This window comes from Streptomyces caatingaensis (assembly GCF_001187435.1).
GTDB lineage: Bacteria > Actinomycetota > Actinomycetes > Streptomycetales > Streptomycetaceae > Streptomyces > Streptomyces caatingaensis.
This window is the reverse complement of sequence record NZ_LFXA01000007.1, coordinates 43,992-57,347: the sequence shown is the minus strand read 5'-3', so window position 1 is coordinate 57,347 and position 13,356 is coordinate 43,992. Positions and strand designations below refer to the sequence as shown.

Genomic DNA, 13,356 nt, shown 5'->3' with positions numbered 1-13,356 from the left:
CCTGACACCCGCCGACATGTATGGGAGAGACTTGCGGAGTGAAGTTCGACCGACTGCTGTCCATCCTGCTCCTGCTCCAGCAAAGGGACTTGATACCCGCCGGTGAGCTCGCCGGGCTCCTGGAGGTGTCGGTCCGCACCATCTACCGCGACGTGGAGGCGCTGTCGGCGGCCGGCGTCCCGGTCTACGCCGAGCGCGGCAAGTTCGGGGGGATCCGCCTCCTCCCCGGCTTCCGCACGGACATGACGGGCCTGACCGCCGACGAGGCCCGGGCCCTGTTCGTCCTGGTGGCGCGCAGCGCCCACTCCGCGCTGGGGCTCGACCGGGCACGGGCCTCCGCCCTGCGGAAGATGATGGCCGCGCTGCCCGCGCCGCACCGCACCGCGGCCGAACTCGCCAGCCGCCGCGTCCTCATCGACCCCGACCGCTGGCTGGCGGGGCCACGCGCGGAGACCGGCCTGGAGGCCCTGCACGCCGCGGTCGTCGCCGACCGGCGGCTGCGCATCGCCTACCGGCACAGCGGCCGCACCCAGCTCGACAGCTACCTCGTCGATCCGTACGGGCTGGCGTCGAAGGCCGGCGTCTGGTACCTCGTCGCCGACGAGCGGGGCGCGCCCCGGCTCTTCCGCGTCGGCCGCCTCGCGGACTTCACGGTCACCGACGAGCCGGTGCGGCGCCGGGACGGCGTGGAACTGGCCGAGGTGTGGGAGGAGTTGCGGCGCGGCGTGGAGGACCGCGGCAGCGGCGTCCGGGTGGTGGTGCGGGTGCGGCAGCACCGCCTGGACATGCTCCAGCGGATCACCGGACCGAGCTTCCGCGGCCCGGCCGGGGGCGCGCCGGAGGGGCCGGACGAGCCGGGCGCGTGGCGGACGGCCGAGCTGGTCTACCCGGTGACCGGGGCCGTCTGCCAACTGCTCCAGTTCGGGGCGGACGTCGAGGTGCTCTCGCCGCCCGCGGCCGTCCGGGAGATGGCACTGGCCGTGGCCCGGCTCGCGGAACTCTATCCGCGGCCGGAGCCCACGGGTTCATCTCTCGCGTAGCGGGAGGATGTTGCGGTTGAACCGCAGCAGGTTGTCCGGATCGGTCCGGGACTTGAGAGCGGCCAGCCGGCGGTGGTCGGCGGGCTCCCAGAAGTCGGTGGCGGGCGCCTCCCCGGCGTCCCGCGTCCACCCGCCGTACACCAGGTTCGGGCAGCGCCCCAGCCGTTCGCGGGCGAACACGTCCAGCACGGTCCGGTGCAGGTCCGCGGCATCCCGCTCGTCGGCGAGCGCCAGCGGCGTCAGGACGCGCACCAGGTAGCCGGCCGCGCGGTGCCCCACCGCGTCGGGCGCGGCGGGCGGGCGGGCCAGCGCGCCGCCGAGGTGGCGCACCTCGAGCACGCAGGGCGCCGGGGAGGCGGGGCCGGCGAGCCGGGTGGCGGCCTCGGCGCAGGCGCCGTCGAAGTCCCGCACCAGGACGTTGTCGCCCAGGTAGGCGTGCGGGCGCGGGGGGTCGTGATAGATGGTGCCGCATTCGGTGTACGGCATCTCGGCGACGCCGTCGGACAGCGGGCCGAGTGCGCGCAGCGGCGCCACCAGCGCCTCGGCGACGGCGGGTTCGGCCGTGCAGGCGATCCGTACCTGCGCCAGGTGCCGGCCGCGCAGCCGGGGCGGCAGCGCCGGCAGGTCCGGGTGGACGGTCAGGGCGACGGAGGACGTCAGCTCCTCGGGGAGGGTGCGGGTCCAGCGCCGGTAGACGTCCATCAGGTCCGGGGTGCGGGCGAGGTCGAAGACCAGCTCACCGCCGTGGATGCGGGTGACGGGCACGAGGCCGGTCTCCAGGGCCGTGACCACGCCGAAGTTGGCGCCGGCGCCACGCAGGCCCCGGAACAGCTCGGGGTCGCTGTCGGCCGTCACCCGGCGGGGCCGTCCGTCGGGGGTGACCAGCTCGACGGCCCGTACGTGGTCGGCCGCGTGGCCGAACCGCCGCCCCAGCAGCGGCAGTCCGCCGCCGAGCGCGTAGCCGACGGCCCCCACGCCCGGGGAGGAGCCGTTCAGCGGGGCCAGCCCGTACCGCGCGGCGGCGTCGACGACGTCGGCGAACGGGGTGCCGGCCGCCACCCGCGCCGTGCGGGCCACGGGGTCCACCCGGACGCCGCGCAGCGCGGACGTGTCGATCAGCACGCCCCCGTCGGCCGGCACCGACAGCCCATGCCCGGTGGCCTGCACGGCGATCGGCAGGGACCGGGCGGCCGCGTGGGCGACGGCCGCCGCCACGTCGTCCGGCCCGGCCGCGCGGACCAGGAGGGCGGGCCGGTGCCGGGCCGCCGTCTGGAATCCGGCACGGCCGGCGTCGAACCCGGCGTCGCCGGGGGTGAGGACCTCGCCCCGCACGGCCGCAGGCAGGTCCCCGGCGGGCGCCGTCCGGTCCTCGGCGGTGGGCCGCGCGGTCATGCGGCCGGGGCGGCGGCGAGGTGCCGGGCCCAGGCCAGGACCGTGGGCTCGGTGGCGAGCGTCGCGAAGTCGACCGGCAGTCCGGCGCGCCGCCAGCGGCCGCTGAGCCGCATGATCTGGAGGGAGGTCAGGCCGAGTCCGGCGAGGTCGGTGTCGTCGGCTATCTCCTCGGCGGGGAGGCGGAGGGCCGCGGCGACGGCCTCCCGGACGTCCTCGACCGTGGGGACGGGGGTGTCGGCGGGCGTCGTGCTCATCGGTGGTCCCTTCTGGTGTGGTGTGCTGGGTCAGGCGCCGGCGTCGTGGGAGGCGGTGATCCGGACGACGGCGCAGCCGGCCTCCATGCCCTCGGTGGCGCCGAGGAGCAGGACGTGGTCGCCCTCGGTCACCTGCCCGGTGGTCCACAGGTGTTCGAGGCCGAGGACCGGGTCGCTGACGCTGGCGTGACCGACGGTCCTCATGAACTCCCAGGTCCCCAGCTTGGCCGGGATGCCGACGGGGTCGAGCAGCAGGGAGTGCAACGGGTCCTCGTGGAAGCCGACATGGGCGACCCTCGCGAGGTCGTCCCGGTCGATGCCGGCCTCGGCCAGGCCCTGCGCGGCGGTCTCCGCGACGAGCTCCCCGTAGCGGGTCACCGCCTCGATCATGTCGTGGGGGCCGGCGCCGGGCCGTCCGGCCCACGCCCGCAGCCGGGGCCCGACGTACAGGGGGCGCTCGGCGGGCCGGTCCGGTGGCAGCAGCGGTTCGCCGTACCGGTGCATCGACTCCAGCTCCGGCACGGACCGGGAGACGACGGAGAGGACCTCCGCGAAGCCCCGTACCCGCGAGACCACCAGGGCCGCCCCGCTGTCGGCGTACATGGCGTGCTCGGAGTCGCGCCAGCGGTCGACGCGGGGGGTGGAGAAGTTGTCGCCCCCGGTGACGAGCACCGCGTCCCCGGCGTCCTCGGCGGTCAGCAGGGCGGCGGCCAGCCGCAGCGAGGTCAGCATGGCCAGGCAGCCCTGCCGTACCTCGAGGGCGGTGACCGGGCGGCCCAGGGTGCGGTCGAGCACGTGGTGCGGTGCGGACCAGCTGTCGGGGCCCTGGTAGTGGGCGCCGCTGTGCAGCAGGGCCGCGAAGTCCTCCGGGCGGTGGCCGGAGCGCCGGACGGCGACCTCGGCGGCCCGTACCGCCATGTCCGTTGCGGACAGGGCGGTTTCGACGGTGACGGAGGTGATGCCGCTCGCCTCGGCGGCCTCGGCGTCGATCAGGCCGTCACGCACCGCGTGGGCGACGGGGACGGTCGGCGGGAGGTACGAACCGATCCCGGCGAGGTGGATGCTGCCGGTCTTCACTGCTGTCCCTTTCGACGGTGGCCGGTGCCCGGCGGACGGCCGGGCGGGGTGCGGTGGTGCGGAGGGCGGGGTGCGGTGGTGCGGGGACGTCACAGGAGGACGGGCTCCAGCTCGCCGGAGACCACCCGCTCGCGCAGGGCCCTGCGGTCGACCTTGCCGTTGGCGTTGAGCGGCAGGGCGTCCAGGAGGTGGTAGGTCATCGGGATCATGTAGGGGGGCAGGGCGTCCCGCAGTCCCTCCTCGACCGCGTACACGTCGAGCGGGCCGAGCCGCCCGCCGGAGAGCACGGCGGCCAGGGCGCTGGTGCCCTCCTCGTCGCCGGGCACGGCCAGGACGACGGCCTCCTCGACGCCCTTCTGCCGCAGGAGGTGGGCCTCCACCTCGCCGGTCTCGATGCGGTGGCCGAGGATCTTCACCTGGCTGTCGAGGCGGCCGAGGAAGACGTACTCGCCGTGGTCCGTCCGGCGGCAGAGGTCGCCGGTGCGGTACCAGCGGCGCGGTTCGCCGCCGTGCGGTGCCGTGAAGTGGAAGGCGCGCGCGGTCGGTTCGGGGGCGCGCCAGTAGCCGGCGAAGACCTGCGGCCCGTGCAGGCAGAGTTCGCCGGCCTCGCCGTCCGGCACGGGCGCGCCGTTCTCGTCGAGGACGGCGGCCTCCATGCCGGGGAGGGGTGTGCCGATGGGGACGACCCCGTTGACCGACCGCGTGGGCGAGAGCGCCGGGTCCCAGCGGTGCGCGAGGGCGGCCACGGCCGCCTCGGTGGGGCCGTAGAGATTGTCGACGGCCGATCCCGGGGCGGCCTCCTGCCAGGCCGCGGCGACCGAGGCGGGGAGCGCCTCGCCGCCGAACAGGCTCAGCCGCAGCGACGGCAGGCAGCCCGGGGTGAACAGCCCCCTGCGGTGCTGGAGCACGGCCGCGGAGGGGACGGAGAACCAGACGGTGATCCGCTGGTCGCGGATGAAGTCGAGGGGCGACAGCAGCCCGGCGGTGTCCGGCGGCACGAGGCAGGCGCCGGCGCCCCAGGGCATGAAGACCTCGAAGACGGCCAGGTCGAAGGTCTGGTCGGCGGTGTTGGCGAAGCGGTCCTCCGGGCGCACCCGGTAGCGCTCGGCGCAGGAGCGCAGGAAGTGGACGATGTTGCGGTGGGCGACGGGCACACCCTTGGGGCGGCCCGTCGAGCCGGAGGTGAAGATGATGTAGGCGGGGTCGTCCGGGGCGGGGTGGAGGGGGCCGGCCAGGGGGGTGGTGGCGGCGACGTCGGCGCGGGTGAGGACGCGGGCCTCCCGCGGCAGGTCCGCGGGGACCTCTCCGGTCTCGGGCAGGACGACCGCGGGGGTGCGCTCCAGGCGGGCCAGCAGGTCGCACAGTCCGGGGACGGAGGCGTCGTCGGCGAGGACGGCGTCCAGCTCGGCGCGTTCGGCGATGTCCAGGTTGCGGGCCACCGGGTACTTCCGGTTGAGCGGGACCACGGTCGCGCCCGCGCCGAGGCCCGCGAGGAAGCCCGCGTAGGTGACGAGGCTGCGGTGGCCGAGGACGCCGATGCGCCAGGGCCGGTCCGCCGCCGCGAGGAGGGCGGCGGACCAGCGGCGGACCGTCTCGTCCAGCTCCGCGTAGGTCCATACCCGGCCGCCCAGTTCGAGCGCGGGGCGGCCGGGGTGGCGGCGCGCGGAGGCGTGGAAACCGGAGTGGAGGAAGTCAGGGGCGTCCTGCATGGTGTTCTCGCGTTCCACTTCGTCCGAGGGGCTGTCTCAGCAGGGGCTGTACCGGGCTCAACAGGGGCTGTACCGGGGGAAGTCGGGGGGCGTGCAGCCGGCGGCCCGCCCGCCGGGCCCGCGCGCGGGACGGGCGCGCGAGGCCGGGCCGGGGCGGAAGCGGGAGGTCAGGGGCGGGCCGGTGCGAGGGGCGCACGGTGTCGTGGCCGTTCAGTCTTGTCGGTCGGGGTCACCCGGACAAGGCGGGAACCGTCCGGGCGATGTCAGGCTCCGTCAGAGGGAACGCGTTCTTTGTCAACCTGACGTCAACTTCTGGGCAGATCGTGCACAGATGTCGTCCCGGCCGCGTGGAGATCACCGAAGCTGGGAGCCGACGGGCGGCGGCGGGCCGGACCGAGCGGGCACCGACCGGACGACGAAAGGCACCTGGCCGACCATGCGCTTCCTGTTCACCACCACCCCCGGCTTCTCCCACACCGTCCCCCTGGTTCCGCTGGCCCACGCCGCCCGGCTCGCCGGTCACGAGGTCCTCTTCGTGGCGGGCGGACCCGCGCTGCGCGCCGCGACCGGCGCCGGGCTGGCCGCCTGCGACCCGGCGCCCGGCGAGGACGTCACGGCGCCCTATCTCCGCCTGGCCACCACGGCCGTCGGTGACGAGCTGTCGGTGGCGCAGGTCATGGAGCGGGTCTTCGGAGCGTTCGGCAGGATCGGGGAGATGATGCTGCCCGGCCTGGCGCGCATCGCCCGGGACTGGCGGGCCGACGTCGTGCTGTATCCCCCCATGCTCCCGGCCGGGTTGCTCGCGGCCCGGGCGGCCGGGAGCCTGGCCGTGGTCCACGGCATCGGCCTGCGGCACCCGCTGTTCCCGCTCGGCACCGACGGCGTCCCGCCCGTCCTCGCCGGGGCCGGCGTCACCGAGCCGCCCCGCCACCCCGACGCGGAACTCGTCCTGGCCCCCGAGTCGTTGGAGAAGATCAACCCGTCCGCACCGGAGGATGAGGTTCCGTACGCGGTCCTGCCGCTCAGGCCGAGCACCTACAACGGCGGCGGAGAAGTGCCCCCTTGGGCCCTGAAGGCCCCCGCGCGGCCCCGGATCCTGCTGACCCTGGGCTCCGTCGCCGCCCACAACGACTCCCAGGCGGAGCTGCTCTCCGCGGTGGTGCGGGGCAGCGAAGTCCTGGACGCCGAGGTGGTGGTGACCGCCGGCGGCTCCGACCTCACCACGCTGCTGGGCGAACTCCCCGGCCACGTCCGGCCCATGACGTCCTTCCTGCCGCTGGGGGCGGTGCTCCCCACCTGTGCCGCCGTCGTCCACCACGGCGGCATGAGTACGATGTTCTCCGCCCTCACCGCGGGAATCCCCCAGGTGATCGTTCCGACGACCAAGGGGGACGCCCTGACCAACGCCCGCGTCATGGAGGAGCGCGGTGCGGGCGTGACGGTGGATCCGGCCCGGTGCACCGCCGCGACGGCGGCCGAGGCGCTCCGGCGCGTCGTGCGCGAACCGGGATTCCGGGCGGTCGGCACGGACGTCGCCGCGGAGCTCGCGGCCATGCCCGACCCCGGTGACGTGGTCGGCCGGCTCGCCGCCCTGGCGCGTGCGCACCGCTCGTGAACACCGCGTCCCCGCCCCTTGAGCAGACCCCGTTGAGCAGACCCCGTTGAGCAGACCCCGTTGAGCAGACGCCCTCAGCAGACCCCCTGAGAAGAGGACCTCCATGCGACTCACCGTCTTCGGAGCCACCGGCGGCACCGGCCGCCTCGTCGTCGAGCAGGCCCTCGACGGCGGACACGAGGTGCGCGCCGTCGTCCGCGACCCGGCCCGGCTGTCCGTCGCCCACCCCGCCCTCGACGTCGTGGCGGCCGACCTGGCCGCGCCCGCGAGCCTGAAGCCGGCGCTCGACGGCAGCGACGCCGTCGTCTCGGCGCTGGGCCCCAGGGGCCGCAAGGACACGAGCGGGATATGCCACAACGGCACCCGCAGCATCCTGACGGCCATGCGGGACACGGGAGTCCGCCGGATCGTCGTCGTCAGCGCCCAGCCCGCCCTGCGCTCGGGCGCGGGCGAGCCGTTCTGGTTCCGGCACACGGTGACGGCGCTCGTCCGCGCCGTCTACCGCACGACCTACGACGACATGGAGCGGATGGAGCGGCTGCTGGCCGGCAGCGACGCCGACTGGACCGTCGTCCGCCCGCCGTACCTGACCGACAAGCCGGGCACCGGCCGGTACCGCACGGCGCTGGAGAAGAACATCACCGGATCCAGCCTCCCCCGCGCCGACCTGGCCACCGCGCTGCTCGCGGCCGTCGAGGACCCGGCCCTGGTCCGTCACGCGGTCGGCGTCACCGGCGGCTGAACGGCCGTGGGTCCCTTTCCGCCGGAAAGGGACCCACGGACCGGGCCGGGCGCGGACGCCGCTACAGGCGCACCGCACCGGAGTTGACGCACGCCAGCAGCGTCCTGGCCTGGACGTCGAGGTAGTGCGGGTGGGCGGTGAGTGCGTTGAGCTGCCCCACGGTCGCCCACTGGAAGCCGGGCGGCGGGGAGTCCGGCGCGGTCACGGCGTCGGCCTCGACGAACAGGCAGCGGCTCACCGCGTTGAGGAACCTGCCGCCCTCCTCCGAATGGAGCGCGGCGTAGCCGATGCGCTCCGGGTCCGCGGCCAGGACGGCGTCCAGGAACGGGGGCCGGTGCGCGGCCGGCACGCCGGCCCAGTTCTCCGGGGTGCACTGCACGGTCGGCGCCAGTTCGACGGTGTTCACGAACCCCGGTTCGGCCTTGGCGCGCACCAGCAGGTGCGGCACGCCGCCGATGCGCCGGTGGAGGAAGGCGGTCACGCCCGGGCCGGCCGGCTCGAACAGCGGCTGCGACCAGCCGGTCACCTCCCGGCTGCCCGCCTCGACGGCGACGCCGACCACCCGGAAGTACCGCCCGTCCGGCCGGGCGACGGCCGCCGCCCCGCGCTCCCAGCCGTCCGTCTCGGCCAGCGGGACGCGGCGGGCCGTCAGGGGGCGCCGGGCCCGTTCGGCGGTCAGCCACGACAGCAGCTCGGTGTCGGGGCGCAGCGCGCCGGCCTCGGGGGCGGCCATGGGGAAGCAGGCGACGACGCTGCGGGTGTCCATGTTGACGACGGTGTCGAGGCGCAGCAGCGCGCCGATCTGGCCGAGCGTCAGCCACTGGAAGTCCTCGTCCGGCGGCACGTCCTCGTCGGTCTCCACCAGCATGTTGCGGTTGACCTTGCGGAAGAACCAGGAGCCGTGCTCGGACTGGAGGGAGTCGGCGAGGACCCGGCCGCGGCCCGGGACCAGGAAGTGGTCGAGGTGCTTGACCCGTGCGCCCCGGTGGGCTCCGGAGTAGTTGCTGAAGGTCGCCTGCACGGTGGGCGAGAGCTGGAGCGGGCCGGGGTTGCCGGGCTCCATCTTGGCCTGCATCAGAAAGTGCAGGACGCCGTCGAACTCCTTGGCGAGGATGCCGAGGATCCCGGTCTCCGGCTGGTGGATGACGGGCTGGCGCCACTGGGCGAAGGGCCCTTCGGCCGCGGAGACCGCCATGCCCTCGACGGAGAAGAACCGGCCGCTGCGGTGGACGAGGTTGCCCGTCCCGGGGGCGAACGACCAGCCGGCCAGCTCGTCGAGGGGCACCCGTTCCACCGTGAAGCGGTGGGCGGCCGCGCGCTCCGCCAGCCAGCCGGGCACGTCCCCGGTCGCGATCCCGCGGCCGTCAGGGGCGGCGGCCGAGCGGAACAGCCGGGCGGACAGCGCCTGTTCGGTGCGGGGCCGCACCGGGGCGGCGGTGGTCACGGCGGGCTCCCTTCGCAGACGGCGGCGCAGTGGGCGACGGCGCCCCGCAGGCCCTCCGCGAGGGGCACCCTCGGCCGCCAGCCCGTGGCGGCCCGGAACGCGGAGGCGTCGACGGTCACGCCGCGGAAGTCGCCGGGCTCGGCGTGGGCGGGGGGTTCGACGGAGACCACGGGCACCGGCGGGCGGCCGGTGTGCTCCGCCGCCAGGGCGGCCACCTGCCGGAAGACGGCGCCCAGGGGCTCGCCGCGGCCGGTGCCGAGCAGCCAGTGCCGGCCGGACAGCGCCCCGGTGTGCCGGGCCGCCGCGGCGAACGCCCGGGCGGCGTCGGTCACATGGAGAAGGTCGCGGCGGACCGTGCCGTCGTGCCACATGGTGATCGGCTCCCCCGCGAGCGCCCTGCGGGCCATCAGGGACACCACGCCCTTGTCGCGGGCGGTGGAGCCCGGGTCGTGGCCGAAGACGGTGGGCAGCCGGAGGGAGGCGCCGCGCAGCACGCCGTCGGCGTCCGCGGCGAGCAGCAGCCGTTCCGCGCGCAGTTTCTGGATGTCGTACGCGCCCGCCGGCCGGTCGGTCTCGGTGCCGTCGAGGACGTCCTGGTCCGGGGGGCCCGCCTGGGAGACGGCTCCTGCGAACAGCACGGCGGCCGGCTCCCGGCGGGGCCGTGCGGCGAGCGCGTCGACGAGGTCGCGGACCAGGCCGACGTTGACGCGTTCGGCGGCGGTGTCGTCCTCCCCGATCCGCCAGGTGGTGTCCCCGGCGATGTGGGCCACGGCGTGGATGACGACGTCGGCGTCCCGGACGGCCTCGGCCGTCGCGCCGGGGGCCGTCAGGTCGGCGGTACGGACCTCGACGGCGGCGCGGGCCCCGGCCGGGACGGCCGCGGGCCGCCGGGACACGGCCCTGATCCGCCAGGGCCCGCGCGCCAGTTCGCGCAGGACGGCGGAGCCGATGAAGCCGGAGGCGCCGAGCACGGCGACGAGCGGGCCGGCCGGCCGGGTGGTCACGGCCACAGCCGGTCCTCCGCTTCCCGGCAGGCGGTGTAGTCGGGCAACAGCCCGCGCTCGGCGGCCTCTTCGAGGGCGGGTGCCGCGAGGTCGCGCGGCGAGCGGACGGGGGTGACGCCGTCCGGGAGGGGCAGACCCAGGGCCGGGTCGAGGCAGTCGACGGCGTGCTCGCGGCCGGGCACGTAGCCCTCGGACATGAGGTACACCACCACCGACGCGTCCTCCAGGGCCAGGAAGGCGTGCCCCACCCCGACGGGGACGTACAGGGCCCGGCCGTCGTCGCCGCCCAGTTCGCCGGCGTGGTACCGGCCGAAGGTCGGCGAGCCCGCCCGCAGGTCCACGAGGAAGTCCAGGACGCGGCCGTGGGGGCAGTAGACGTATTTGGCGCGTCCGGGGGGAGCGGCGGTGTAGTGGACGCCGCGGAGGACGCCCCGGGCGGACACGTTGTGGCTGACGTCGCGCACGGGGAAGAGCCGGTCGCGGACGGCGCCGGCGAAGACGTCCTCCCGGAACGGGGAGGTGAACAGCCCGCGTTCGTCCCGGTACACGGGGGGTGAGAAGGCGAAGGCGCCCTCGACGTCCAGCTTCTCGACCCGCACGCCGCTCACCGCCCCGCCCCCAGCACGCCCACGAACAGGCCGTTGCCGGGGTATTCGCCGGTGACGTACTCGACGGTGCAGCCGGCCCGGGCGAACGCCGTCTCGTACTGCTCGCGGGTGTGGAGCGCCATGACATGGGTGTCGGTGAAGTGCCGTACGCCCCGCTCCGGTTCGGCGACCACGTAGTGCACCTCCATGCGGCTGGCGGCGTCCCCCTCGCGGACCGTGTGGGAGACGCGGGCGACGGTGCGGCCGTCCGCCTCCGAGAGGCTCGCGCCGACGTGTCCGGGGGTGAAGTTGTCGGGGAACCACCAGGGTTCGACCACGACGACGCCGCCCGGTTCCAGGTGCGCGGCGAACGACGCGAGCGCGGCGTCCAGTTCGCCGGTGCCGGTGAGGTTGCCCACGGCGCTGAAGAGGGAGACCACCGCGTCGTAGCGGCGGCCGGTGCGGAAGGCGCGCATGTCCCCGGTGAAGACCGGGATGTGCGGGTTCTCCCGGCGGCAGACCTCCAGCATGCCGTCGGCCAGGTCGATGCCCTCGCAGCGGGCGAACTCCCGCGCGAAGTGGCGGAGATGTTCGCCGGTGCCGCATCCGGCGTCGAGGAGCGACGTGGCGGCGGGGCGGTGGCGGCGGATGTGCCGGGCGACCACGGCCGCCTCGGCCCGGTAGTCCTTGCCGCGTCCGCGGTAGATGGCGTCGTAGAGGTCACCGGCGGCGTAGATGCCGGCGGCCGGGGGGACGCTGGTGGCTGGCATGGGTCGGGGGCTTCCTTCCAGTGGTGGTGCCGGCGGGTGCCGCGGCCTCAGAGTGCGGCCAGGACCTCGCGGAGGGCGTCGATGGTCCGGTCCTGCACCGCCTCGGGGAGCGAGGGGTACATGGGCAGCGAGAAGATCTCGCCGGCGAGGCGTTCGGTGACCGGCAGGGAGCCCTCGCGCCACCCGAGGTGCGCGAACCCGGACATGGTGTGCACCGGCCACGGGTAGCTGATGTTGAGGCGGATGTCCCGGGCCGCCAGCGCCTCCAGGACGGCGTCGCGGCGCGGGTGGCGGACGACGTACACGTAGAAGACGTGCTCGTTGCCCTCGCCGGCGGCCGGCAGGACGAGCCCGCCCGGCCCCGTCAGGTCGGCGAGCCCCTCCTCGTAGCGGCGGGCGACCGCGCGCCGGCCCTCGGTGTAGGAGCCGAGCCGTCCGAGCTTGCGGCGCAGGATCTCCGCCTGCACCTCGTCCAGGCGCGCGTTGTGCCCCGGCGTCCTGACGACGTAGTACGTCCGGTCCATGCCGTAGTAGCGCAGCTGCCGCAGGGCGCGGTCGGTCGCCTCGTCGTCGGTGAGCACCGCTCCCCCGTCGCCGTAGGCGCCGAGCACCTTGGTCGGGTAGAAGGAGAAGGCGGCGGCGTCGCCCATCGTCCCGGCGATCCGCCCGTGGTGGCGGGCGCCGTGTGCCTGGGCACAGTCCTCGAGGATCTTCAGTCCGTGGCGGCGCGCGATCCGCTCCAGCGGTGCCATGTCCGCGCACTGCCCGTACAGGTGTACCGGCAGGAGGACCTTGGTGCGCGGGGTGACGGCCGCCTCGACCAGCCCGGGGTCGATGAGGAAGTCCTCCTCGCGGACGTCCACGAAGACGGGGACGGCCCCGGTGGAGACGATGGCGACGACGGTCGGCGCGGCGGTGTTGGCCACCGTGATCACCTCGTCGCCGGGCCCCACGCCCAGCGCCTCCAGGGCGAGCTTGAGCGCGTTGGTTCCGTTGTCGACCCCCGTGCAGTAGCCGGTGCCGTGGTACCGCGCGAACTCCTCCTCGAAGCCCCGCACGCTCTCGCCGAGCACCAGCTGCCCCGAGGAGAAGACCTTCTCGACGGCCGAGAGCAGGTCGTCCCGCTCCTTCTCGTACTCCGGCAGATAGTCCCAGACGCGAATGGTCACGCGGTGTCCTCCTGATCGTGGTGGGGTGCGCGGCGGTCTTCCGTGCGGACGTCCGCGCCGGCGCCTTCCGCCGGCGGCCCGAACCAGCGGCCCAGGGCCCCGGTCAGGCCGCCGTCGCCGTCCTCCCCGGTCCAGGCGACGTACCCGTCGGGCCGGACGAGGAGGGCCGCGAGGCCGGTGAGGGGCCCGTCCTCCTCCGGGCCGCCGGTCACGGTCACCACCCGGTCCCGCCATCCGCGCGCCGCGGAGCGCAGCCGGGAGTCGTCGGCCAGGTCGAGCAGCACGCCCCGGGCGGGGTGCAGCAGGCGGGCGCTGGTGACGGGGCCCTCGGCGGTCCGCAGCGCCACCGGCGGCAGACGGCGGCCCAGCAGCGGATGCCCGTCCGCCGCCGTGCCGTCCGCGCCCATGGGGTAGCGGATGTCCAGGCCGCTGACGACGCCCGCGAGGTGCCGCCGGACGGCCGGGTGGACCATCAGCTCCGCGAAGAGGCCGCGCAGCGGCTCGGTGCCGGCGCCGCCGAGGTAGAGGGTGCCCTGGGCCCGGGTGTTCATCA

13 protein-coding genes are annotated in these 13,356 nt (G+C 75.4%); 3 read left to right on the top strand and 10 right to left on the bottom strand.

The features are described from left to right. The first annotated feature begins 38 nt into the window (after positions 1 to 38). Entirely contained in the window at positions 39 to 1,040 is a 1,002-nt protein-coding gene (locus AC230_RS11395) for a helix-turn-helix transcriptional regulator (RefSeq protein ID WP_049716022.1), read from the top strand. Here the strand turns inward: AC230_RS11395 and AC230_RS11390 are convergent. From AC230_RS11390 to AC230_RS11375, 4 genes are all read right to left on the bottom strand, one after another. After that, complete coding sequence (locus AC230_RS11390; protein WP_049716021.1) at positions 1,026 to 2,432, bottom strand: FAD-binding oxidoreductase; 1,407 nt, start codon at positions 2,430 to 2,432, stop codon at positions 1,026 to 1,028. The two genes, AC230_RS11395 and AC230_RS11390, sit on opposite strands and share 15 nt — an antisense overlap. Next, entirely contained in the window at positions 2,429 to 2,686 is a 258-nt protein-coding gene (locus AC230_RS11385) for a phosphopantetheine-binding protein (RefSeq protein ID WP_049716020.1), read from the bottom strand. Before AC230_RS11385 ends, AC230_RS11390 begins: the two co-directional genes overlap by 4 nt. Before the next feature lie 30 nt (positions 2,687 to 2,716). Continuing rightward, positions 2,717 to 3,763 carry a ketoacyl-ACP synthase III family protein gene (locus AC230_RS11380; protein WP_049716019.1) on the bottom strand — a complete coding sequence of 349 codons (1,047 nt, stop codon included), beginning with the start codon at positions 3,761 to 3,763 and terminating at the stop codon, positions 2,717 to 2,719. Positions 3,764 to 3,852: 89 nt separating this feature from the next. Then, entirely contained in the window at positions 3,853 to 5,472 is a 1,620-nt protein-coding gene (locus AC230_RS11375) for an amino acid adenylation domain-containing protein (RefSeq protein ID WP_078871187.1), read from the bottom strand. Positions 5,473 to 5,908: 436 nt separating this feature from the next. On the opposite strand from AC230_RS11375, the gene AC230_RS11370 reads away from it, so the two are divergent. Both AC230_RS11370 and AC230_RS11365 read left to right on the top strand, forming a co-directional pair. Beyond that, positions 5,909 to 7,087 carry a nucleotide disphospho-sugar-binding domain-containing protein gene (locus tag AC230_RS11370; RefSeq protein ID WP_049716017.1) on the top strand — a complete coding sequence of 393 codons (1,179 nt, stop codon included), beginning with the start codon at positions 5,909 to 5,911 and terminating at the stop codon, positions 7,085 to 7,087. Between the two features lie 103 nt (positions 7,088 to 7,190). Continuing rightward, a complete protein-coding gene (locus AC230_RS11365; RefSeq protein WP_049716016.1) occupies positions 7,191 to 7,829 on the top strand; it encodes an NAD(P)-dependent oxidoreductase in 639 nt (212 codons plus the stop codon). 61 nt (positions 7,830 to 7,890) lie between these two features. Here AC230_RS11365 and AC230_RS11360 read toward each other — a convergent pair whose 3' ends face one another. The 6 genes from AC230_RS11360 to AC230_RS34665 are packed head-to-tail and all read right to left on the bottom strand — an operon-like array spanning position 7,891 to position 13,210. Beyond that, complete coding sequence (locus tag AC230_RS11360; RefSeq protein WP_049716015.1) at positions 7,891 to 9,273, bottom strand: NDP-hexose 2,3-dehydratase family protein; 1,383 nt, start codon at positions 9,271 to 9,273, stop codon at positions 7,891 to 7,893. Beyond that, positions 9,270 to 10,283 (bottom strand): NAD-dependent epimerase/dehydratase family protein, encoded by a 1,014-nt coding sequence (locus tag AC230_RS11355; RefSeq protein ID WP_198535500.1) that lies wholly within the window; start codon positions 10,281 to 10,283, stop codon positions 9,270 to 9,272. Before AC230_RS11355 ends, AC230_RS11360 begins: the two co-directional genes overlap by 4 nt. After that, entirely contained in the window at positions 10,274 to 10,885 is a 612-nt protein-coding gene (locus tag AC230_RS11350) for a dTDP-4-dehydrorhamnose 3,5-epimerase family protein (RefSeq protein WP_338399792.1), read from the bottom strand. Before AC230_RS11350 ends, AC230_RS11355 begins: the two co-directional genes overlap by 10 nt. Beyond that, positions 10,882 to 11,634: a class I SAM-dependent DNA methyltransferase gene (locus tag AC230_RS11345; RefSeq protein WP_049716013.1), complete on the bottom strand. Its 753-nt coding sequence runs from the start codon at positions 11,632 to 11,634 to the stop codon at positions 10,882 to 10,884. The genes AC230_RS11350 and AC230_RS11345 overlap by 4 nt, the downstream gene beginning before the upstream one ends. Before the next feature lie 47 nt (positions 11,635 to 11,681). Further along, entirely contained in the window at positions 11,682 to 12,803 is a 1,122-nt protein-coding gene (locus AC230_RS11340) for a DegT/DnrJ/EryC1/StrS family aminotransferase (RefSeq protein ID WP_049716012.1), read from the bottom strand. Continuing rightward, entirely contained in the window at positions 12,800 to 13,210 is a 411-nt protein-coding gene (locus tag AC230_RS34665; protein ID WP_422125580.1) for an aromatic-ring hydroxylase C-terminal domain-containing protein, read from the bottom strand. Before AC230_RS34665 ends, AC230_RS11340 begins: the two co-directional genes overlap by 4 nt. Between the last annotated feature and the right edge of the window lie 146 nt (positions 13,211 to 13,356).